This window comes from Streptomyces sp. 796.1, assembly GCF_047525675.1.
In the GTDB taxonomy this organism is placed as follows: domain Bacteria; phylum Actinomycetota; class Actinomycetes; order Streptomycetales; family Streptomycetaceae; genus Streptomyces.
On record NZ_JBLIWA010000031.1, the window covers coordinates 98348 to 121236 of the forward strand.

Here is a 22889-nt window from a genome sequence, read left to right on the forward strand (position 1 = left end):
GCTGACCGTCGGTCAGTCGAGTGGAACGTGGGTTGGTTCGTCCGTGCCGGCTGGTAGGGACAGCAGGGCGGGGCGTCCCGCCGGATTCCCAGGCCTCGCCCCCACCCCCCTCACAACGCCTCATCCGCCAATTCCGCCACCCCCGTGATCCGGTGGAGTGGGTACGTGCGGACCTCGTCCGCCGTGTGGTCGTAGCCCGTGACGAAGCCGCCTTCTACGCGGACCGGGGCGATCACTCGCTGGCTCGCTGCGCCGTCCGCGTTGACGTAGCCGATCCAGACTGCGGAGCCGGTGAGGGCCGCGGCCTGCATGGTGGCCAGGGTCTCCGCCGATGTGGTGCGGGGGAGTTGGCCTGGGGTGGTGGGTGGCTGGGTGGTGGTTGTGGTCGTGGGGGGTTGGGGGGCGCTGGGGTGGGGTGGTTTGTGGGCTGCTGTTGCGGCTAGGTCGCCGGCGCGGATGGCGCGTACCGCCGCCTGCAACAGGGTGCCGTCGGGCACCGGCGGGCCGTCGGGTACGGGGGCGGGCGCGGTGCGTTGTGGGGTGCGGTACGCGTCGGCGCGGGTGACCAGCACGTCGCCCTCGGCGGACTCCGCCGCCGGCGCGTACCCCATCTCGCGCAGCCGTTCCAGCAGCGCCGTGGGTTCGGCCTGGGCGGCCAGCACGGTGGGCGCGAGCCGGCGCAGTCGCAGGCCGGCGGAGCGCCGGTCGGCCAGGATCTCGGCCAGCAGGGCGTCGTCGTCGCAGCGCAGGTACGCCGACGCCGCGCCGACCCGCAGTTGCCCGTGGCGCCGCGCCACGTCGTCGATCAGGTACGCCAGCGGCTGCGGCACCGGCGTACGCGCGTGGGCGGCGAGGAAGGCGTGCAGGTCGGCGGCGGCGTGGCCGGAGTCGAGGGCGCGGCGGACGGAGGCCGGCGTGAAGCGGTAGACGGTCGCGCCGCCCTTCGACTCGACGTCGGCGAGTACGGCAAGCACCTCGGCGAGGTGGCGTTCGAGCGGTCCCGGGGCGACGGCGGTCAGGTCGGCCTGGAGCAGTACGTGGTCCAGCGGCTGTGGCAGCAGCGGCGCGAGTAGCCGGGCGGCCACCGCCCCCGCCGCGGCGAGTTCGGCGGCGGTCGGGGCGGGGGTGGCGAGGTCGGCGGAGTCCGTGGAATCAGTGGAGCCAGTCGGGTCAGTGGGGGCTGTGGTCCCGGCGGCCGTTCCAGGGTCGGCCGCCGTTCCCGTCCCGGGCCCGGCTCCCGCCCCGGGCCCCGCTCCCGCTCCGGCGCTCGCCTCGGCCCCGGCCCCCTTCCCGGTCGTACGGGTGGTCGCGGCGGCGCTCGCGTCGATGAGGGCGCGGCCCGGGGCGGAGAGTGCGCCCCGGCCGGTGATGCCCAGCGCCTCCGCCTCGGTCAGGGTCCAGCGGGCGAGGCGGGTGCGCAGGTCGTCGCCGGTGGCGTCGGTGCCGGCCGCGCCCCGCAGCGGCCGTTCCCACGCGAGCCTGGCCAGCAGGGCTTCGGCGGGTACGGCGGAGCCGGCGGGTACGGAGGCGAGCAGTGCGAGCACCCGGCGGCGGACCTCGGGCGCGGCGCCGCGGTCCAGGTCGGGGCCGAGGGCGGCGAGCGTGCGGCCCTTGCCGTCCCGGCCGCCGACCAGGCCCGCGGTGCGCGTCGCCGGCCACCAGGCCGCGGCCAGCCTGACCCAGCGCTGTTCGGCGGGCAGCCGCAGCCACTCGTCGTACGCGGGCGTCGGCGCGAACCGCTCGTCCGCCTCCCCGTCGGACGCCAGCAGCCCGGCCGCGTACGCCAGCTCGATCCAGAACGCGGCCATCGGCTCCGGGACGTCGAGCGCGACGGCGGTCCGCTTGAGGTCGCGCACGCTCAGCCCGCCGGCGCGCAGCACGGCGGGACCGCCGCTCTGCCACTGCGCGAGCAGCTCTTCCACGGTGGCCAGGGCGGTGTACGCCTGCCCGGCCGCCGCGTTGTCCACAACCTGTGGACGACGTTCGGTCAGCGGCGCGAGCGGGGGCGGCGTCGGCTCCACCACGCGGTGCGCCCGGCCGCCGCGCAGATGGAGTGCGACCTCGCGCGGGAGGACGACGTTGCGCGGCCCCGCCGGCAGCAGCAGCCCGCGCGCCAACAGCCAGTGCAGGTGTGGGGCGGGCCCGCCGCCGTCCCGGGCCTCCCGGTCGTCCCGACTGCCCCGCGCGGCGTCGGCGGCGTGCGCGTCCGCCGTCCCGCCGGTCCCGCTGGCATCGCCGGCCGCGCCCGTACCACTGCCCGTACCGCCGGCCCCGTCCGCCGTGGTCGCGGACGCGTCCGCGGTCGCGGCCGAGACCGCCCCGTACGGCGGCCCCCACATCAGCTTCCGCAGGGCGCCGAGCGCCGCGGGCGGCGCCTGGTCGAGGAGGTCGGACATCCTGGCCCGGTCGGCGAACAGGCCGGACAGCGCGGCCACCGCGGTCACGGGATCGGGCGTGGCGGGCAGCCCGGCGGTGGCGATGATCTCCTGCAACCGCCCGGGCGACATGCCCGCGGTCGCCTCCGCGACGGTCGGGCCGAGGCCGGTGGGCGAGGGGCGGGTGGGGGCCGGGGCGAGCAGTTCGCGGGCGGTCCTGACGAGCCGCAGCCGCTCGTCACCGCCCCATACGAGCGCCTGCCTGCGCAGCGTCGCCACGGCGTGGGGGAGCGCCGTCCGTACGTCGTCGGCGCTGGCCCGCGGGGCGCTCGTGGGTACGGCCCCGGGCCCGTCGGCCGCGAGGGCGGGCCCTCCGCCCGCCTCGTCGGCGACGGAAGCAGACCTTCCGCCGGGCTCGCGTGCGCCGGCGGCCCCGCCCGCGCCGCCCGCACTGGCAGCCCCGCCGGTCCTGCCAGTCCCACCGGCCTCACCGCCGCCGGCCGCCGCCGCACCGGCCGCCGCCGCGTCACCCGCCACCGCCGCCTCATCCGCCACCACCGCATCGCCCGTCATCAGGGCGAGGAGCGTGTCGTACGGGCACGGATCGGGTGCCACCGCCAGCGCCTCGGCGGTCTGGAGCGCGAACCGGTCGAGCCGCTCGACGGCCCGTACGACGGAGGCCCGGGTGCCGGCCCTGGTGGCCAGTTGGGTGAGGTCGCCCGGTACCGGATTGAGCAGGTCGGGCCGGGCGCGCAACAGATGCGCAAGCGCCCCGTCGGGCCGCCCCCGCAACTCTTCGGCGAGCGTACGAGGCGCCCCGCGGCCCCCGCCTTCGCGCCGCCCGGTCTCCCGGGCCCTGTGCCCTGCTCGATCCCGCGAGGTGGTCATTCGGCCCACGGTACCGGCTGCCCGCCGCCAGCCCCATGTGTCGCGCGTCGGCTTGATCGGCGCTTCACCGCGCGTTGGCGACGTCGTAGTCGTAGGGGCCCGGGTCCGGTCCGGTTCCGAGCCGCATCGAACTGAGCCGATCGCCCGCGACGCCCGCCGGGTCGCGAGCCGCGCCGCCCGGATCGCCCACCACGCCCGCTCGCAACCCGCCCCGGTCCGGCCGCCTCGGTCCGGCCGGTCCGCGTTGGGTCGGTCCGCGTCGGGCCCGCTCCGTACGGTCGTCGGGCGGCCCGCCGGTACGAACAACTCCGGCCGCCCGTGGCGTCAACGTCCCTGCTCGCGGGCGAAACGGTAACGTCGGAACGGTTCGGGGCGCCAACGTTGCGGATTCGCAGGGGTTTTGGTGGGGATCGAGAGCGATCAGCTCGTTTATGACTATCTGGGCAAGGTCGGAGACCTCGCCCAGCGGCAGGGCCTGCTGTCCGGGGACCGGGTGCGGCTGGTCTCCGAGCTGCGGGCCGAGATCGATCGGCGGCGGGCCGCGGCGCCGGGCGGCGACAGCCCGGCCGCGGTGAAGAAACTGCTGGCCAAGATCGGTACGCCGGCCGAGGTGGTGACCGCCGCCGGGGGCCGGCCGCCCGGTGCGCCGGTACCGATCGAGCCGACGCACATCGAGCCGGGGCCCGGGTCGCGGGCCGCGGCCGATGCCGCCGGCGGGTCGGCCGGCGGCCCCGGTGACGCCGGCCGCTCCGGCAGCGGGCGCGACGGGGCCCGGGGCGCCGACGCGGCCGACCGCAGCGGCATCTTCTCCGCCGCCGACCAGGCCACCCGCGCCGCCCGCGAAAAACTGTCGAGGCTCACCGACCTCAGCGCCCTGACGGCCAATCTGACCAGCGGGTTCAGCAACAAGCCGACCACCCGGGGGCGGGACGAGAGGCCGGGCGACCGGAGCGCACGCGCCGCCCGGCCCGAGACCCCCACCCGGCCGGCGCAGCCGCCCACCGCACCGCCCACCGCACCGCCGCCCCCGCCACCGGCCCAGCCGCCCGGGCCCCGGCTGCACAAAGACGAGAGCGACGGCAGGGGCGAGCCGGCAGCGGGGGACGCGGGGCCGCTCGGGTTCGCGCCGGCGCCGCCGTTCGTGCCCGCGCCCCGGCACTTCAGGCCGCCCGGGGCCGCCGCGCCGCCGCACCTCGCGGGCGAGGACGAACTCGGGCCGCGCGAGTCCAACCCGGACTGGTGGCGGACCGAACAGGGGCCGATGGAGGTCAACCCGTTCGACGGCGGGGTCTTCGCGCCGCAGGGGCAGGGGCCCGGCTTCGTGGACGGCTTCGTGGGCGGGATCGAACTGCCCGAACTGCTCAAGCCGCCGGCCGACCCCGACGCCAAACCGGTCGAACAGGCCCCGGCCGGAGCGGACGGCCCCGCCGTCGGGGGCGAGGCCGCCGGGGCGGGGAAGACCGGCCGGCGGGGCGGGCTGCCGCGCCGGGTACTGCGCCGGGTGCTGCGGCGCGGCGGCGGAGACGGCGGGTCGGGTGAGGGCGGCGGGGGCGGCTCCATCGCCTGGCTCGCGGTGCTGGCCGCACTGTTCCTGGTCGGGGGCGCGGCGTTCGGCAGTTGGCTCGCGCTCGGCATGGGCTACGTCCTCGCGTACAACGCCCGCAGCCTCAGCCGCGGCGAGACCAACTTCGCCACCATGGGCGTGCCCAGCCTCGCCGTCTTCGGTGGTCTGGTCTGGCTGTGGGGCCGGTTCGAGGAGCGGTGGGGTGCGGCGATCCCCGAGGACGGCATGAGCGACGCCCTCGCCGACACGGCCCCGTCCGTCATCCGCAGCGCGGCGATCGGCTCGGCGCTGTACCTGGTGTGGCGCGTGCAGCGGAAGCGGCGGCAGGGATAGCACTGCGGGCGGGGTGCGGGGGTGTGGGGGCCCGGGCGGGGCAGGACGTTGGCGGGAGGGGCTCGCCGATAATTCAACTACCTTGTGAATGAAGGCAGTTACGCTCGATTTATGGCTGAACTTGTATGGGGGGCGGGTTTTGTAGGTCGCCTTTCCTTGGATGCCTCGGGAGACTTTGTGCTCGCCGTCCGGGAGGCTGGGACGCCCGGCACTGCGGCCATGCGCCTGTTCGACGCCCGGACCCTCGCTGCCGTCGGTCCAGAGATCAAACTGTCCGACGGGCTGAGCGGTTTCGGCTGCCTGGTGGAGACGCCGGACGGCCCCGCCGCCGTCGACATTGCCCCCGACCGCATCCGCCGGTGGGACCCCCGGCGGGGAACCTTGCTCAGCGAGGTCGCCTGTAGCCTCCCCTTCGATGAGATCGCGGCAGCCGAGACGCACACGGTCGATGGCGTGACCGTGCTCTTTCTGCACGGCGCGGTCGATCCTCCTTGCTGGCAGTGGCAGGCGTACGACCTGCACACCGGCCGGCCGCTGCCGCTGGGCGACGCCCCTGACCCCACCTACGCCCTCAACGAATCGCGTGTCCGCGTCGTCGGAGACGACTTCCTGATCGTTCCTGCCGAGAACAGAGTCATCGAAGGCATCGACGTCTCGGAGGTCAGGGTGGCGCGTGTCTACCGGCTTTCGGACGGCACCCCGTACGGCGAGCTGGAACTGTCCGGCTCCGGGGACACCTTCACCACGGCCGTGATCGACGGGACGCCGTTCCTGGCGACCACCGGCTATCCCTCAGGACTCTTCGAACTCCCCGCACTGGAGCTGAAGGTCGAACTGGACGACGCCAAGGGTCTGATCGCCGTGGGCGCCATCAACGGGCGGCCCGTGGCCATCGCGGAGACCGACGGGACCGACGGGCTCGGACTCTGGTACGTCGATCGGCCCGGGCCGCGGGCCGCCACCTTCGAGGTGCCGAATCCGCGGCAGCTCACCGACCTCCTCCTCACCCCGAACGGCACCCTGCTGGTCGGCACCTTCGACGGCCTGTGGGCGATCCCCGCCGAAGAGCTCGTACGGCTCGTAACGCCCGGCGGCTGACCGCCCGTGCCGCGGCCCGCACGTCACCTGCGCACGCGAACCCGCACGCGGGACGGTCGCGGAGGCCAGGCCAAGACGCCGCGGAGCGGCCCGGCAGAATATCGACCATGTCTTCGCATCCGCAGCAGCCCGCACCTGCCGCCCCGCGCCCGTCGCAGGCCCCGCAGCCCCAGGCCCGGCCCGGCACCGACGGCTCGAACCAGGCCCTGACCGTCGGATTCGACCTCGATATGACGCTGATCGACTCGCGGCCCGGCATCAAGGCCGCCTACCTGGAGCTGGCCGCGGAGACCGGCACCCACATCGACGCCGACCTGGCCATCACCCGGCTCGGGCCGCCGCTGGAGCAGGAGCTGGCCCACTGGTTCCCCGACGACCAGATCCAGCCGGTCGCCGACCGCTACCGGGCGCTGTACCCGGAGTACGCCATCGCCCCGACGCCGGCGCTGCCCGGCGCGCGGGAGGCGATCGCCGCGGTCCGCGCATACGGCACCTCGGGCGGCCCGGGCACCCCGGCGCCCGGCACGCCCCGCGGCCGGGCGATCGTCGTCACCGCAAAGCACGAGCCCAACGCCAAGCTGCACCTGGCGCACCTGGGCATCGAGCCGGACGCGGTCATCGGCTGGCTGTGGGCGGAGGCGAAGGCCGAGGCGCTGCGCGAGTACGGGGCGAGCGTGTACGTCGGCGACCACGTCGGTGACGTGCGCGGCGCGCACACCGCGGGCGCGCTCGCGGTGGCGGTGGCCACCGGCCCCTGCTCGGCGGACGACCTGCGCGCGGCCGGCGCCGACGTCCTCCTGTCCGACCTCACGGAATTCCCTGCCTGGTGGCGTTCGTACGTCGCTGACCTGGGCTGATAGCAGGCTCCGCAGGGGGTGCGGAGAGCCGGGGCGGGATCGCCGACGGACTGGATCGCCTGACGACCGGAGCGCCGAGAAGCGCCGGGCGGCCCGGTTCGCCGTTCTCCGGGCGGTCCGGGCCCCAGGCCCCGGCCCCGGCCGTCCGCCGCCGTCGTCGGGCGGCGGCTGCGCTGCGCGGCGGGGTTACGCGGCCGACTTGGCCTGCCGCCGCTGCGCGGCGATCGACGTCAGCAGGCCGCCGCCGGCGATGAGGAAGCCCACGCCCATCAGCATCGACACGAAGTAGGCGGGCGTCGGTAGCCGGTCGAGCCCGAGCAGCAGCGGTGTCACCGTGATCAGCGTGCCCACCGCGCCGACCAGGAAGACGATCGCTCCGATGCGTACCAGCAGATCCCCGGGGCGGGAAGTTTCATTACTCACGGGACCAGGGTAGGTCGTCCCCTACCTGCAACGGCGAGACCCCAGCCGGTCATTACTGAGCACGAACGACCCGGGTACGTCTTGTCACCGGGCTCCCGACCATTAGCCTTGGTGCCGGCGGGTCCTGCGGCCCGCTGTAGTGCTATCCAGAGCTGTTTTCCGTTGTTTCCCGACGAGTTACGAGGACGAGGACAGACGTGCCTACCGGCAAGGTCAAATGGTTCAACAGCGAGAAGGGCTTCGGCTTTCTCTCCCGCGACGACGGCGGTGACGTCTTCGTCCACTCGTCGGTACTGCCAGATGGCGTGGACGTACTGAAGCCAGGCCAGCGCGTGGAGTTCGGGGTCGTCGCCGGAAACCGCGGTGACCAGGCGCTTTCGGTGACACTGCTGGACCCGACCCCCTCGGTTGCGGCGGCGCAGCGGCGCAAGCCCGACGAGCTGGCCTCCATCGTCCAGGACCTGACCACCCTGCTGGAGAACGTCACCCAGCAGCTCGAACGGGGCCGCTACCCCGACAAGGCCCACGGCCACAAGATCGCGGGCATGTTGCGCGCGGTCGCAGACCAACTCGACGTATAGCCAAGAGCGCGCCTTCGAGGCCCGCCCCAGCGGCCGGCCTCCACCCGGGCCCGGCGGACGTACCCCACGCGCCGGGCCCGCGCCGTACCCACCGGCACCGTCGCGGTGGCCGGCACCGGAGCCCGGGCCGGCCGTCGGGGGCGCGGTTGGTCGGCCGGCAGCCGGCCCGCCCGTTCGCTCACTCGCCCGTCCGCACACCGCGGGCGGGCGTCGTGCCGTGCGGGGAGTGCCGGCCGGTACGGGGTGGGCCCGGCCTGGTGCGGGGTGCCCCGGCCGGGTACGGGCCCCGACCCGCACCGGGTGCGCCGGCGGTCGGGCGTGCGCCGTGGGGGGACGGCCGCGGGCCGGCGGGCGATGCGGACAGCCCTTCTCGGTTCCGCCTTTCCGTGTCATCGCCAGGGAGCGGCCCCTTCGGTTAGATGGGTGGATGAACGCATCGCCAGCGGAGTCCGCCCCGGCCCCGCCGACCGCGCCCGTGCCCGCGCCGAGTGCGCCCGCGCCGAGCGCGCTGCGCCGTGAGCCGCGGCAGCGGCGCAGCCGCGAGAAGGTGGACCGGATCATGGACGCCGCGGTGGCGCTGGTGGTGCGCGAGGGGTACGCGGCGGCCACCACGACCCGGATCGCCGAGGCCGCGGGCGTCGGGCTGGCCACGCTGTACGGCTTCTTCACCGACCGGCGGGCGGTCTTCCGGGCCGCGTCCGCGCGGAACCTGGACGCCTTCCTCGGCCGGCTCGACCGGCTGCTGGCCGGCGCCCGGTTCGGGCACTGGTCGGAGGCGGCGACCGCCGGTTTCGACGAGTACGTCCGGATGTCGCGCGCCGACGTCGGCTTCCGCATGGTCCTCTTCGGCGACGTGGCCGATGACCGGCTGCTCGCCGAGGGGCGGCGCAACGACGAGGTGGTGGCCGACCGACTGGCCGAGCTGATCGGCGAACGGTTCGGCGTGACCGTGGACGAGCGGCTGCGCACGGCCCTGCTGACGGCGGTCGCCGCCGGCGACGCCCTGGTCAAGCTGGCCTTCGAACGCGACCCCGACCAGGGCGACCCGGCCGTACTCGCCGAGGCCCGCCGCGTCGTCCAGGGCATCTTCGAACGCGGCGCGTGAGGCTCGGCCCGTACGGCTGTGGGACGGGCGGTACGGGGCCTGCGGTACGGGCTATGTGGCAGGGCAGGGGACGGGCGGGGCGAGTCGGGCCGGTGCGGCAGCCTCGCCGGGCGGCGGAGCGGGCGGTCCGCCGCGGGAGCCGTCGCCCCCGCACGGGCCTGGCGGAAACCTGAGTGTCCTTTCGGGTTCTCCGCGCCGACATATTGACCCGGGAGTAACCACGGTCCCATTCTGAGCCGCACACGCCGGCCCGGACCGTCCTCCCGGCCGTACCGGGGCCGCCCCACCTCACAGTCAGGCACCGCGTATGTCCGCACGCACGTCCTGCCCGCAGCCCGACCCCGACGGCCCTGCCGGACCCGGCGGCCCTGGTGATCCCGGTGGTCCCCGTGCCCGCGGCGACGCCCCCGCCACTCCCGGCTCCGCCGGGCCCGACCTCGCCACCCTCGGCCCCACCCCCGGCTCCCCGCCCCGCGACCGCGCCCCACACCGCCGCGCGCTGTGGCGCACGGAGGCAGCCGGCCGGCTCGTACGCCTCGTACCGCGCCGCCCCGCGCGTCCGCGCGCCTTACGCATCCGCGGAACCCTGCGCACCGCCGCCCTGGCCACCGCCCTGACCGCCGCGTTGATCGGCGGGCCCGCCGCGGCGGACCCTGCGGCGGCCGATCCGGCGGGCGGTGGCGGGGACGGGCACAGGCCGGCGCGGCAGGTGGGGACCGCGGATGCCGCGGCCAAAGCGGGCGGAGCGGACGCCGCACACGCCGCAGGCACCACGGACGCCGCCGGCTACCGCGTCGGCGTCGGCATCGCGGACGTGACGGGGGAGGCCGCGGAGGTCGGCATGATGGGGTACGCGCGGCTCGACCAGCGCACCTCCGGCATCCACACCCGGCAGTGGGCGCGCGCCTTCGTGCTGGAGCAACCCGGCGGCGGGCGCACCGTGTTCGTCAGCACCGACGTCGGGATGATCATGCAGGGCGTGCACCAGGAGGTGCTGCGCCGGCTCGGCGACCGGCTCGGGTCGCGCTACACCGAGAGCAATGTGGTCCTCACGGCCACCCACACCCACGCCGGCCCCGGCGGCCACGGCCACGACGTGCTCTACAACCTCACCACGCTCGGCCACCAGAAGAAGACGTACGAGGCGATCGTGTCCGGGATCGTGGCCGCCGTCGTCGCGGCCGACGCCGACCGCGCGCCGGGCACCGTGAAGATCGCCACCGGGGAGCTGCACGGCGCCAACGTCAACCGGTCGGCGGAGGCGTTCCGCCGCAACCCGGCCGCCGAGCGGGCCCGCTTCCCCGGCGAGGTGGACACCCGGATGACCGTGCTCCGCTTCGAGCAGGGCGGCCGGCCGGTGGGCATGTTGAGCTGGTTCCCCACCCACGCCACCTCGATGACCCCGACGAACACGCTGATCAGCGCGGACAACAAGGGGTACGCAAGCTACCGGGTCGAGCACGACGCGTTCGGCGTCGGCCCGGGCGAGCGCGGCCGGTTCGTCGCCGCCTTCGCCCAGACCAACGCCGGCGACATGTCACCCAACCTGCGTGACGGCGGCGCGCACGGCCCCACTGACGACGAGTTCGAGAACACCCGGATCATCGGCGAGCGGCAGGCCGCGAAGGCGCTGGAACTCTTCGCCGGCGCCACCGAGGAGTTGCGCGGCCCCGTCGACCACCGCCAGCGCTACGTCGACTTCTCCGCCGTCGACGTCGACGGCCGCTACACGCCCGACGGCCAGCCGCACCGCACCTGCCCGGCAGCGCTCGGCCAGGCGTTCACCGCCGGCGCCGAGGACGGCCCGGGCCCCGACCTCGTCGACGAGGGCGAGCTACGGGCCAATCCGCTGGTGGTGGGGTTGGGCGCGGTGCTCAACCCGGCCCCGGCGGCGGTGCGCCGCTGCCAGGCGCCGAAGCCCGTCTTCCTCGCCACCGGCGCCCAACACCCGGCGTGGACCCCGCAGGTGCTGCCCGTACAGATCGTGCGCGTCGGACAGCTCACGCTCACCGCGGCGCCCGCCGAGTTCACCATCGCCGCCGGCCACCGGGTCACCGACACGGTCGCCGCCGAACTCGGCGCCGCCTCCCGCCACACCGTCTTCGCCGGCTACGCGAACGCGTACAGCCAGTACGTGACGACACCGCAGGAGTACGACGCCCAGCACTACGAGGGCGCGTCCACCCACTTCGGCCGGTACACCCTCCCCGCCTACCAGCAGGAGTTCGCGCAACTGGCCCGGGCGCTGCGGACCGGCGAGCCGACCCCGAGCCGGGTCCGCCCGCCGTGGCTCGGCGACCGCCAACTGAGCCTGAACCCGGGCCCGGTGCTGGACGCGCCGCCGCTCGGCAGGGAGTTCGGCGACGTACGGGAGGAGCCGGCCGCCGGCTACCGGCCCGGCGAGCGCGCCACCGCCACCTTCTACACCGGCCACCCGGCCAACGACGTACGGGCCGGCGGCACCTTCCTCGAAGTCCAGCGGCGCGATCCGCAGGCCACCGGCGGCTGGCGGACGGTGGCCACCGACGACGACTGGTCCACCACCTACCGCTGGCGGCGCGCCTACCTCGCGGTCTCCACGGCCACCGTGACCTGGGACGTGCCGCGCGAGGCGACCCCCGGCACGTACCGCATCGTGCACCACGGCGACGCGCGCTCACTCGACGGCACACTCACCCCGTTCACCGGCACGTCGCGGACCTTCACGGTCGGCTGAGGGTCGACGGCTGAGGGTCGCGGGCGGTGGGGCGTGGGCCGCGGGCTTGTCGGCCCGGGGCCCGGGGGCTTACGGGCCGGCGGTGCGTGGGGCGGGGCCGGACCGCCGGTCCACGCACCCCCGGCCCCACCGCTCAGACGAAGTCGAGCGCGCCCGGCGGCAGCGCCGGCACCAGGCCCTCGGCCGCCGCGCGCGTGAGCAGGCCGCGCACCGCGGCGTAGCCGTCCTCGCCGAGGTCGGCCGTGAACTCGTTGACGTACAGGCCGATGTGCTGGTCGGCGACGGCCGGATCCATCTCCTGCGCGTGCGCGAGCACGTACGGGCGCGAGGCCAGCGGGTCGTCCCAGGCCATCCGCACCGAGGTGCGCGCCGCCGCGGCCAGCGCGCGCAGCCGCTCGGCGCCGAGCGAGCGGCGGGCGATGATCGCGCCGAGCGGGATGGGCAGCCCGGTGGTGGCCTCCCAGTGCTCGCCCATGTCGGCCAGGCAGTGCAGCCCGTACTCCTGGTACGTGAACCTGGCCTCGTGGATCACCAGGCCCGCGTCCACCGCGCCGCTGCGCACCGCCGGCATGATCTCGTGGAACGGCAGCACCTTGACCTCGCCCACGCCGCCCGGCACCTCGGTCGCCGCCCACAGCCGGAACAGCAGGTAGGCGGTGGACCGCTCGCTGGGCACCGCGACGGTGCGGCCGGCCAGGTCGGCGGCGCGCCCCGGCCCGGCCGTCAGCACCAGCGGCCCGCAGCCCCGGCCGAGCGCGCCACCGCAGGGCAGCAGCGCGTACTGGTCGAGCACCCACGGCAGCACCGCGTACGACACCTTCAGCACGTCGAACTCGCCGCGCTCGGCCATGCCGTTGGTGAGGTCGATGTCGGCGAAGGTCACGTCGAGCGCGGGCGCCCCGGGGACGCGGCCGTGGGCCCAGGCGTCGAAGACGAAGGTGTCGTTCGGGCAGGGCGAGTAGGCGATCTGGAGCGGTCGGCCGCCGTCGGTCTCGGCGCTGCGGCGCGCGGCGCTGTCGGTCGTCACGGGTCTCTCCTCGCGCGGGGCTTCCCTACGCATTCGATGTATCTGCTGTGTCCGCTGTATCTGCTGTATCCGCTGTGTCCGAACCCCCGGCCCCCGCCGTTTCTTCCGGCGCCGCCGCCTTCGGCTGGCACCCGGTGCCCGGCAGCGTCCGGGCGAGCGCCGTGAACGCGCCGGCCAGCGCGTCGAGCGCGGCCCCGATCTGCCAGGCGGCGCGGTCGCGCGGGCCGACCGGGTTGGAGACGGTGCGCACCTCAAGGGTCGGCACCCGGTAGCCGGCGGCGGCCTCCGCGACGCCGAACCCCTCCATCGCCTCGGCCAGCGCCCCCGGGTGACGGGTGGTCAGCTCGGCGGCCCGGGTGGCGGAGCCGGTCACGGTCGAGACGGTGAGCACCGGGCCGCTCAGTCCGCCGGTGGCGAGGACGGCGGCGCGCACCCACTCGGCCGGCGGCCGGTGCTCGACGGTGCCGAAGCCGAGTTCGGTGACGGACGCGAAGCCGTCGGGCGTCTCGGCCCCCAGGTCGGCGGCGACGATGGCGTCGGCCACCACCACGGCCCAGCCCGCGCCGCCCCCCTCGCCCGCGCCACCGGCAGCGTCAGCCGTGGCCGTATCGCCGGTGGCCCGGAGCCGGGCGGCCGGGAAGCCGCCGCCGATGCCGGCCGAGATGACCAGGTCGTACGGGAGGCCGTCGGCGATCGCGGTGGCCAGGGCGCTGCCGGTGGCGGCGGCGGATGCGGCCGGGCCGACGCCGGCCGCCAGCACGTCCACGTCCAGCGCCTCCAGGGTCAGCGCGTCGGCGGTGCCGGTGACGGGCAGGGCCAGCCGGTGCCGGTCGTAGCCGGGCGCGCCGGGCAGGGCACGCCGGGCGCCCTCGAAGGCGCCGGCGTCCCGGATGCCGCGCACCACCGCGTCACGTTCGGCCGGAACTGCGGTAACGATCAGCGCGCGCATGAGCTCACGCCCCTCGGTCGTGCACCGCGCCGCGGGGAGACCGGGGGACCCGCGACGCGGGCCGGCCCACGGCCTCGGGCGGTCCCGTGGCGCTCGGTGCGGCGGAGTGTGGGTGGTGGTGCGGCCGTACGGGCGTTGCAGGCCGTACGGGTGTGGCGGGTGGTGCCCGGCGTCGCCGTCGTACGGGATGTCGTGCCGTACGGGGCGCCGCCGTCGTGCGGGGACGTGCTGACCGGGCGAGCCGGAACAGCCGGGCCGACCGGTCAGCCGGGTCGGGCGGCCCCTGCGAGGCGTGCGGCCGGGCGCGGGCGTGCCCCCGGGCGGGGCCCGGTGAACGTCTCCTCGGGGAGCGTACGGGGTGGTACGCCGCTTGGGGAGCGTGCGCCGCGGGCGCCCGGTGGTGCCGGGCCGGCCGACCCCGGCGGGCGGCCGGCCGGAGCCGGGTCAGCTCACTTTTCGCGCACGAGCTCGAAGTGCCACATGCCCTTCGGGCCGTCCTTGCCCTTCAGCTCGACGATGGCGATGGTGACCTTGTCGCGCATGCCGTACGACTGGCCCGTCTGCGGGTCCTTCTGCTCGAAGAGGGCGTCGCCGTCGAAGCTGCGGTAGTTGTCCTTGCTCGGTTCCTTCATGAGCGGGTTGTTCGAGACCAGCACCCAGCCCGACTCGCCGATCTCCGGGTCCACGCCGATGCGGACCTTCTCGCCCGGCGCGACCTTGATCGACTTGCCGGCCTTCTTCGACAGGCAGTCCTTGGTCTTCTTCTCGTTGAGCACCTTGCCGTCGCCGTAGCAGCCCTTGGTGGCCTCGGCGTTCACCGAGCTGGTGCCGACGGTCACGGTGGCGAGCGGGGTCGGCTTGTCACAGGCGGACAGCGTGATCAGCCCGAGGGACACGGCACCGACGGCGGCGGCGACGCGGCGGCCCTTGCGCCAGGACGACATCGAAGTGCGGCTCCGCCGCGTGGCAGTGGTCATGCCGGCAGGCTATCGGGCCGCGCGGATCAAGCCACGCGCGGGTGCGGCGTGCCGCGCCTGGCGGAGGCGAGCAACCCGCGCACGGTGCCGAGCCAGCCGAGCGACAGGATGCAGACCGCCACCGACATGCCGGCCACGCTGTTCAGCGGCAGCGCGATGCCGACGGCCCCGCCGACCACCCACGACATCTGGAGCGCGGTCTCGGAGCGGGCGAACGCGGAGGTCCGCACGTTCTCCGGCACGTCCCGCTGGATCAGCGCGTCCAGCGAGAGCTTGCTGAGCGCCTGCGAGAGACCGGCGACGGCGGCCAGCGCGGCGACCGCGAGCTGGCTGTAGAGCACGGCCGCGGTGATCGCCGTGCCGAGCGCCGTGGTGAGCACCGCGACGATGATCAGCTCGGGCCCGCGGGCGCGCAGCCCGGCGCCGATCGCGGTGCCCAGCGCGTTGCCGGCGCCCGCCGAGACGGCCACGATGCCCAGCGACAGTTCGGGGCTCAGCCCGTTCAACGGGTGCTCGCGCAACATGAAGGCCAGGAAGAGGGTGAGGAACCCGGAGAGCGTCCGCATGGTGGCGTTGGCGGGCCAGGCGTAGAGCACGGACGAACCGACGTTCCGCAGCCCGGGCCGCTTCACCGGCTCCTCGTCCCACGCACCGGCCCGCGCGTCGTACGCCATGACCTGGTGCGCTCCGGAGGTCGCCCCGGCCGTCGCGGGTTGCCCGGGGGTGGAGGTGGCCGGCTCGGCTCCGGTGGGTCGGCCCGCTTCGGTGGGCGGCTCGGGGGCGGTGGGTTGGTCGGGCTCGGTGGGATGCCCGGGGACGGTGGGTTGGTCGGCGCCGGCCCGTTGGTGGGTCGCGGAGGGTTGGTCGACTTCGGTACGTGGCGCGGCTGCGCCGGAACCAGCGCCGGTGGCCGGGCCCGCGCCGGTGCTTGAACCCGCTGTACCCGCGCCCGTGGCTGAACCCGCGCCAGCGCCCGCGGCCTGGCTGGGCCGGCTCGGCTGGGTGACCGCGACGGCGGCCGGCTCGACGGCCCCCTCCACGGCTTCCGCGGTGCCCGCAGCTTCCACGGCTTCCGCGGGGCTCACAGCTTCCGCAGCTTCCACGGCTTCAGCGGCCCCGCCAACGGCAGGGCGTGGCGCGTCCCGTACGGGCGAGGCGTCGGTGTCGCGGGCGCCGTCGGTGTGGCCGTGGGGCCGCAGGTGCGGCGGGTGGGCGATGACGTGGGCCCGTGCCTCGCCCTTCGCCGAGTCGACCTTGTGCGGCAGCGTGAAGCACAACATGGTGCCGAGCGTGAAGACCGCACACGCCCCGTACAGCGGCCAGGACGGCCCGATCTGGTGCAGCCCGGCCCCGATCGGCGCCGCGAGGCCGGTCGCCAGCAACCCGCCGAGCGTCACCCGCGAGTTCGCCTTGACCAGCGAGAAGCGCGGCGGCAGCAGCCGCGGCACGACCGCGGACCGCACCACCCCGTACGCCTTGGACGCCACCAGCACGCCGAGCGCCGCCGGATACAGCTCAAGGCCGCCGCCCGCCACCACGTGGGCCATCGTCAGCGCCAGCAGGGCCCGGGTGAGCATCGCGGCGGCCATCGCCGCGCGCCGGCCGTGCGGCACCCGGTCCAGGAGCGGCCCGATCACCGGGGCCAGCAGTGCGAACGGGGCGAGCGTGATGGCCAGGTACAGGGCCACCCGGCCGCGGGCCTCGTCGGTGGGGACGGAGAAGAACACGGTGGAGGCGAGGGCGACCGTGATCATCATGTCGCCGGCGGAGTTCACCGCGTGCAGTTCGATGAGCTTGCCGAGCCCGGACTCGCCGGCCCCGTGGGCATGAGTGATGCGCCGCACGCCGCGGGCCGTGCTCGCGAACGGGCGGCGCAACGCGCGACCGAACGAGCGCCCCGACCTGCCGACCGGGTCGCCCGCGGCGAACCTCGTGCCTCTCACCACGACATCGTCTACCCAAGATGGACCCGCTACGCGACTTTCCGCCGCTTCTCCGCCGCGTTTCCTTCACACCCCACGACCGCCCCGGGCCCGCCACGGCCCGCCCCCGGACCGGCAGCCGGCGGCACCCGAGGCTCGCTGGACACGGGCTGTCGGGGGCGCGGCGACGGTGGGTTACGGGGCACCGGAATGTGGGCCACCGGGTCACGGGGACGCGCGGCACGCGCCGGGCGCCGGGTGCGGAGCAGGGTGTGAACCCCCGCGCGGCCCGGCGGGGGCCAAGGGGCGCCCGGCCCGTGGCGGCGAGCGGCGGCCGTCGGACGGGGGTTGGCGCGGGCGCGCGCGGGGTGCGTGGCGCGGCGCACGGACGCGGTGCGGCCGAGGCGGGGTAGGGGTGGCGCGGTCCGACAAGGTAGCGTGCCTTACGCGCCACTGGCGGTCGTTCTTGGCCACGCACCGGGTGAGCATCCCGCAGAATGGGACGTACTGGGTGCGTCCGAGGCCGTTCGGGCGCGGACGTCGACGCGGTCCCCGGGTCCGCTCCGTCCGCTGTCCCGGCCGCTTGGCCGGCGCGCTCGTGAGACGGCGTAGGAGAGAATCGATTCTTGTGAGTGCTGCGATGCGAAGCCGTACCCCGGACCGCTTGTGCGCCGAGGCGGTCGATCTTGCCCGAGTGGCGGCGGAGGAGGCGGCGTTCCCCGGCCCCGTCGGTGAGCACGTGTCCGCGGTGGCCGACGGCGACCGCGTCGTCACCCACTTCTTCGAGTGCGCGGAACCCGGTTACCGGGGCTGGCGCTGGGCGGTGACGGTCGCCCGCGCCTCCCGCGCCAAGGTCGTCACGCTCGACGAGACGGTCCTGCTGCCGGGCCCCGAGGCGCTGCTCGCACCGGAGTGGGTGCCGTGGAGCGAGCGGCTGCGCCCGGGCGACATGGGCCCGGGCGACCTGCTGCCGACCGAGGCCGACGACCTGCGCCTTGAGCCCGGGTTCAGCGGCGAGGACGCCCCGCCGCCCAACTCCGTCCTGGCCGATGAGACCTCGCCGCTGCGCGCGGTCGCCCCGGCCGCCGACGCCGCGCCCGCCGCCGGCCGGCCCGCGGTGGCCGGCGAACTCGCCGAGCGCGCCGACGCCGAGGACGCCGACCTGACGGCAGGCTCCCCGGCGGCCCCAGCACCGTCCGCAGGGGGCAACGGCGCCGAACTGCCCGTCACCGGCTCGCTCCCCGCGGTCGCCGACGAACTCGGCCTCGGCCGGGCCCGGGTGCTCTCGCGGTACGGCCTGCACGTGGCGGCCGACCGCTGGGACGAGGCGTACGGGGCGAAGACCCCGATGGCACAGGCGGCCCCCGCATCCTGCATGACCTGCGGTTTCCTGATGCCGCTGGCCGGTTCGCTGCGGCAGGCGTTCGGGGTGTGCGCCAATGAGTTCGGCCCGGCTGACGGCCACGTGGTCTCCCTCGGCTACGGCTGCGGCGGCCACTCCGAGGCGGCCGTCATGCCGAAGCCGCCCCGGCCGGCCCCGCCGGTCATCGACGAAACGGTCGTCGACCCGCTGCCGCTGCGCCCCGACCACACCGGCGGCTCCGTCGAACTCGACACCCCAGCGGAAGAACTCGGCCACTCCTGAGTCGCGGCCGGGCCCGGTCCTGCCGACCGGCCCGGCCTGCCGACGTGCGTGCCCCGGCGACGGGCCCGGCCTGCCGGCTGGCGGGGCTGGCCCGTCGCCGTGCGGCCTGACCCGCTGATCCCGGCCGGCGCGCCGACGGGACCGGGCCCCGGACCCACCCCACCCACGCGTGCTCCCACCCACGCGCGCCGCGAGCCACCCGCGCCGCAAGGCACGCGCACCCGCCGCACACCCAAGGCACCCGCTGCGTACGCACCGCCCCAGCCCGTCGCGTACGCCCGTACCGGCTGCCCGCCCGTCGCGAGCCCTCGCAACCCCCGTCTCGCAACCCCGGGCCCACCCGCTCCCGGCGCGCCGCGCACATGCTGCCCTTCGGGCCGTCCCGGGCCGTCCCACCTGCGGTGTTCGACCGGGGGGCGGGGGGAGTCGGGCGGTGGGGGGCGTTGGCGGTACGTTCACCGCAGGACGTTCACCGGGGGCAGGCCGTGCGCACCGCGCGTGCGGGGCGCCCCCGGACCAGGACAGGGGAGACGAGACGTGAGCAGCAGCACGGCGATGGTGCGCGGCGCGACGGGGGACGCGGACCCGTTCGATACCGGGCGGCTGCGGCGCGGCGTACTGGACGCTTGGGCCGCATCGCCCGCCCGCTTCCGCGAGGACGCCAACGCCGAGGAGGACCTCGCGCTCGGCGGCTACCGCGACCGGCTGATCATCGAACTCGCCCAGAACGCCGCCGACGCAGCCGCCCGCGCCGGCGTGCCGGGCCGGCTCCGGCTGACCCTGCACGGCGCTGGCACGCTGCCGGGCGCGGGCGACGGCACCGACCGGCCCGTGCTCGCCGTCGCCAACAACGGCGTCCCGCTCGACGCCGCGGGCGCCGAATCCCTCGCCACGCTCCGCGCCTCCGCCAAGCGCGACACACAGGCCGCCACGGCGGCCCCCGGCACCGCCCCGGACGGCACCACGCCGGAAGCCGCCGCACCGGAAGCCGCCGCACCCGCCGGCGCGTCCGTCGGCCGGTTCGGCGTCGGCTTCGCCGCGGTGCTCGCCGTCAGCGACGAGCCCGCCATCGTCGGCCGCACCGGCGGCGTGCGCTGGTCGCTGGCCGAGGCCCGGGAGCTGACCGCCCGGGCGGCCGAGCACAGCCCGGGCCTGGCCGACGAGGTCCGCCGGCGCGACGGCCACGTGCCGCTGCTGCGGCTGCCGCTGCCCGCCGAGGGCAGCGCCCCCGAGGGCTACGACACCGTCGTGGTGCTCCCGCTGCGCGACGGCGCCGCCGAGGACCTGACCCGGCAGCTCATCGCCGGCATCGACGCCTCCCTGCTGCTCACCCTGGACGGCCTGGCCGAGGTCGTGGTGGAGACCCCCGCCGGGGTCCGTACGCTGCGCCGCCGGCAGGACGGCCCCTACGTGGTCATCGAGGACAGCGCGCACGAGGGCGGCGCCAGCCGCTGGCGGGTCACCACCGCCGGCGGCGCGCTCACCGCCGACCTGCTCGCCGACCGCCCGATCGAGGAGCGGCTGCGCCCGACCTGGTCGGTGACCTGGGCCGTTCCGGTGGACGCGGCCGGCGCGCCGGTACGGCTCGGCGACTCCACGCTGCCCGGGCTCGGCGCCGACCTGGCCGACACGGGCGTGCCGGGCGTGGCGCCGGCCGGCCGCGGGGTCGCCGCGTCGGTGCTGCACGCGCCGACCCCCACCGACGAGCCGCTCGGCCTGCCCGCGCTGCTCATCGCCTCCTTCCCGCTGGAGCCCACCCGCCGCCGGGTCGCGCCCGGCCCGCTCACCGACTTCCTGCTGGCCAGGTCGGCGGAGGCGTACGCGACGCTGCTCGGCGACTGGCAGCCGGTGACGGTCGGCACCCTGGACCTGGTGCCCGGGCCGTTCGGCAAGGGCGAGCTGGACGGTGCGCTGCGCGGGCTGGTCCTGGACCGGCTGCCGCGCGTCCCCTTCCTGCCCAGCGCGGCCACGGCGTACGGGGCGGAGCAGCCGGCCGCCGAGCAGCGGCCGGCACCCGCCGGCGACCCGTACGCCGAGCCGTACGCCGAGCCCGATGACCACCGGGCGCCCGGTGTGCTGCGGCCGGTGGACGCGGAGCTGCTTGAGGGCGCCGGCACCGAGACCGTACGGGTGCTCTCCGAGCTCTTCCCGCAGTTGCTGCCGGCCGGGCTTGAGCGGCGGGCCGAACTGCGGGCGCTCGGCGTGCAGCGGGTGCCGCTCGGCGAGATGATCGAGCGGCTGGCCGGCGCCGAACGCCGACCCACCTGGTGGCGCCGGCTCTACGACGCGCTGGCCGGCACCGACCCCGAGCTGCTGACCGGCCTTCCGGTGCCGCTGGCCGGCACCGACCAGCAGGGCGGCCGGTGGCGCGGCGACGACGGCGGCACGGTGCGCACCACCATCGGCCCGCGCCAGGTGTTGCTGCCGCTGCCGGACGGCGTCGGCACCGACCTCACGGCCGGCACCGACCTCACGGCCGGTGGCGACCTCACGGCCGGTGGCGACCTCACGGCCGGTGGCGCGGCGGCCGGCGACCCGTGGGGCGCGGAAGGGCTGCCCGCGGGCGAACCGGCCGCCGCGGAGACGGCCACTGCCGAACCGGCCGCGGCCGGACCCGGCACCGACGCCGCGGAGCCCGCCGACGCCACCGCCCGCCAGCACCGCACGCTCGCCAGGCTCGGCCTGAAGGTCGCCCACCCCGACGCCGTCCACCCGCTCCTGGAGAAGCTGGGCGCCACGCCCGCGACGCCGCGCGCGGTGCTGACCACGCCGCAGGTGCGGGCCGCGGTCGCCGCCTCGCTGGACGCCGCCGAGGAGTTCGACCCGCTGCTCGACGAGGACGCGCCGGGCGGCCCGCTGGACGCCGACGCGCTGGCCGAGACGGTGCTCGCGCTGGTGCGCGACGCCCGGCTCGCCCCCGGCGACGAGCCCTGGCTCGGCGCGCTCGCCCTCCCCGACGAGGACGGCGAACTCGCCATCGCCGCCGACCTGGTCGTCCCCGGCAGCGACTTCGAACGCGTCATCCGCCCCGGCGAACTCGCCGCCTGCGACGCGGACCTCGCCGACCGCTGGGGCGAGGAGACGCTCGCCGCGGTGGGCGTGCTCGCCGGCTTCACGCTGATCCGCGCCACCGACGTGGTGCTCGACCCGGACGAGCTCGAACCCCGCGACGGCGACTTCCCCGACCCCGACGACGTGGGCCTGCTGGACGCGGTCGACGTGTGGTGCGAGGACCTGCTCGACGCGCTGGAGGAGAGCCCGGTGCCGCCGGTGGCCACCGAGATCGTCGCCGTGCGCGATCTGGACCTGGTCGACGACGACGCCTGGCCGCTGGCGCTGGCCATGCTCTCCCGGCCGCCGCTGCGCGACGCGCTCACCACGCCCGTGCGGGTGCTGCTGCCCGGCGGCACGACCGAGACCGTACGGCCGTACACGGCGTGGTGGCTGCGCGACCACCCGGTGCTCGACGGCCGGCGCCCGGCCGGGCTGCGCGCCGCCGGCGGCGATCCGCTGCTCGCCGGCCTGTACGAGGCGGCCGACACCGCCGACGTGGACGCCCAGGTGCTGCGCGCGCTCGGGGTGCGCACCTCGGCCGCCGCCCTCCTGGAGGAGCCGGGCGGGGCGGCCGAACTCCTGGCCCGCCTCGCCGACGAGGCCAGCGAGGTGACCCCGGCCCAACTCCGCGGCCTGTACGGCGCGCTGGCACCGCTCGTACCCGAGGACGTCACGCTCCCCGACGAGCTGTGCGCGGTGACGTACGAGGGCGCCGACGCGGCCGGCGGCGAGCCCGGCTACGTGGTGGAGGTGGTCGACGCGGCCGAAGCGCTCGTCGCCGACGCGCCCGACCTGCTCCCGCTGGCCATGGCCGACGGGCTGCCGCTGCTGCCCGTACCACCGCACCGCGCGGCGGAGCTGGCCGACCTGCTCCAGGTCCGCCGGCTGAGCGAGGCGTATCCCGCCCCGGTCGTCTCGCACGGCGAGGACCACGAGGTGACGGCCGCGGTACGGGAACTGCTGCCCGGCGCGCCGCGCACGTACGTGGAGCACGAGGAGCTGCTGGTCGAACGCGACGCGAAGGCCGCGGCGGGCGGCGCCGGCCGGGCCGAGCTGGACTGGCGGTACGTGGACGGCACCCTGCACGCGGCCACCGTCGAGGGCGTGGCGGCCGGTCTGAGCTGGGCGGCCGGCCAGTGGGAACGCCGCTTCGAGGTGGCGGCCCTCCTCGAAGACCCGACCCGCACGGAGGAGTTGGCCCGCTCCCGCTGGTTCGACGGGACGCGCTGAGGGCGGGGCGGGCCCGGCGCGGCTGCGGTGGTTGCCGTGGCGCCCGGGTCGGCCCCGGCCCCGCCGGGCCCGCGGCGGTGGGCCCGGGGCGGTGGGTGCGGGGCGCCGTGCCTACCGGCCGGCCCCGCCGGGCCCCGAGGCGCGG

Annotated in this window: 14 protein-coding genes; 8 read left to right on the forward strand and 6 right to left on the reverse strand. The window is 76.3% G+C overall.

Annotation, left to right across the window (positions count from 1 at the left end; genetic code table 11):
- Positions 1-110: 110 nt before the first annotated feature.
- Positions 111-3263, reverse strand: coding sequence for a helicase-associated domain-containing protein (locus ACMA1D_RS21295; RefSeq protein WP_414725599.1), 3153 nt, complete (start codon positions 3261-3263; stop codon positions 111-113).
- Positions 3264-3666: 403 nt separating this feature from the next.
- Between ACMA1D_RS21295 and ACMA1D_RS21300 the strand changes: the two genes are divergently transcribed.
- The 3 genes from ACMA1D_RS21300 to ACMA1D_RS21310 all read left to right on the forward strand — a co-directional run bounded on the left by ACMA1D_RS21300 (position 3667) and on the right by ACMA1D_RS21310 (position 7115).
- Positions 3667-5160, forward strand: coding sequence for a hypothetical protein (locus tag ACMA1D_RS21300; RefSeq protein WP_414725600.1), 1494 nt, complete (start codon positions 3667-3669; stop codon positions 5158-5160).
- 219 nt (positions 5161-5379) lie between these two features.
- Entirely contained in the window at positions 5380-6258 is an 879-nt protein-coding gene (locus tag ACMA1D_RS21305) for a hypothetical protein (RefSeq protein WP_414725601.1), read from the forward strand.
- A 107-nt stretch (positions 6259-6365) separates the two neighbouring features.
- Positions 6366-7115, forward strand: a complete 750-nt coding sequence (locus ACMA1D_RS21310; RefSeq protein ID WP_414725602.1) for an HAD family hydrolase — start codon at positions 6366-6368, stop codon at positions 7113-7115.
- Between the two features lie 186 nt (positions 7116-7301).
- On the opposite strand, the gene ACMA1D_RS21315 is transcribed toward ACMA1D_RS21310, so the two are convergent.
- Positions 7302-7538: a hypothetical protein gene (locus ACMA1D_RS21315; protein ID WP_414725603.1), complete on the reverse strand. Its 237-nt coding sequence runs from the start codon at positions 7536-7538 to the stop codon at positions 7302-7304.
- A gap of 197 nt (positions 7539-7735) precedes the next feature.
- Between ACMA1D_RS21315 and ACMA1D_RS21320 the strand changes: the two genes are divergently transcribed.
- From ACMA1D_RS21320 to ACMA1D_RS21330, 3 genes are all read left to right on the forward strand, one after another.
- Positions 7736-8119: a cold-shock protein gene (locus ACMA1D_RS21320; RefSeq protein ID WP_349994742.1), complete on the forward strand. Its 384-nt coding sequence runs from the start codon at positions 7736-7738 to the stop codon at positions 8117-8119.
- A 427-nt stretch (positions 8120-8546) separates the two neighbouring features.
- Complete coding sequence (locus tag ACMA1D_RS21325; RefSeq protein WP_414725604.1) at positions 8547-9224, forward strand: TetR/AcrR family transcriptional regulator; 678 nt, start codon at positions 8547-8549, stop codon at positions 9222-9224.
- 307 nt (positions 9225-9531) lie between these two features.
- Positions 9532-11940 (forward strand): neutral/alkaline ceramidase, encoded by a 2409-nt coding sequence (locus ACMA1D_RS21330; protein WP_414725605.1) that lies wholly within the window; start codon positions 9532-9534, stop codon positions 11938-11940.
- Between the two features lie 133 nt (positions 11941-12073).
- On the opposite strand, the gene ACMA1D_RS21335 is transcribed toward ACMA1D_RS21330, so the two are convergent.
- The 4 genes from ACMA1D_RS21335 to ACMA1D_RS21350 form a co-directional block, all read right to left on the reverse strand.
- Complete coding sequence (locus ACMA1D_RS21335; protein ID WP_414725606.1) at positions 12074-12967, reverse strand: 1,4-dihydroxy-6-naphthoate synthase; 894 nt, start codon at positions 12965-12967, stop codon at positions 12074-12076.
- A gap of 25 nt (positions 12968-12992) precedes the next feature.
- The gene (gene mqnB / locus ACMA1D_RS21340) at positions 12993-13916 is read right to left on the reverse strand and encodes a futalosine hydrolase (RefSeq protein ID WP_414725607.1); all 924 of its coding nucleotides are present in this window, start codon (positions 13914-13916) and stop codon (positions 12993-12995) included.
- A 449-nt stretch (positions 13917-14365) separates the two neighbouring features.
- Positions 14366-14893, reverse strand: a complete 528-nt coding sequence (locus tag ACMA1D_RS21345; protein ID WP_414725608.1) for a hypothetical protein — start codon at positions 14891-14893, stop codon at positions 14366-14368.
- 26 nt (positions 14894-14919) lie between these two features.
- Positions 14920-16836, reverse strand: coding sequence for an MFS transporter (locus ACMA1D_RS21350; RefSeq protein WP_414725609.1), 1917 nt, complete (start codon positions 16834-16836; stop codon positions 14920-14922).
- Between the two features lie 619 nt (positions 16837-17455).
- Between ACMA1D_RS21350 and ACMA1D_RS21355 the strand changes: the two genes are divergently transcribed.
- Both ACMA1D_RS21355 and ACMA1D_RS21360 read left to right on the forward strand, forming a co-directional pair.
- Positions 17456-18460: a DUF3027 domain-containing protein gene (locus ACMA1D_RS21355; protein WP_414725610.1), complete on the forward strand. Its 1005-nt coding sequence runs from the start codon at positions 17456-17458 to the stop codon at positions 18458-18460.
- A 555-nt stretch (positions 18461-19015) separates the two neighbouring features.
- The gene (locus ACMA1D_RS21360) at positions 19016-22744 is read left to right on the forward strand and encodes a molecular chaperone Hsp90 (protein WP_414725623.1); all 3729 of its coding nucleotides are present in this window, start codon (positions 19016-19018) and stop codon (positions 22742-22744) included.
- The last annotated feature ends 145 nt before the right edge of the window (positions 22745-22889 follow it).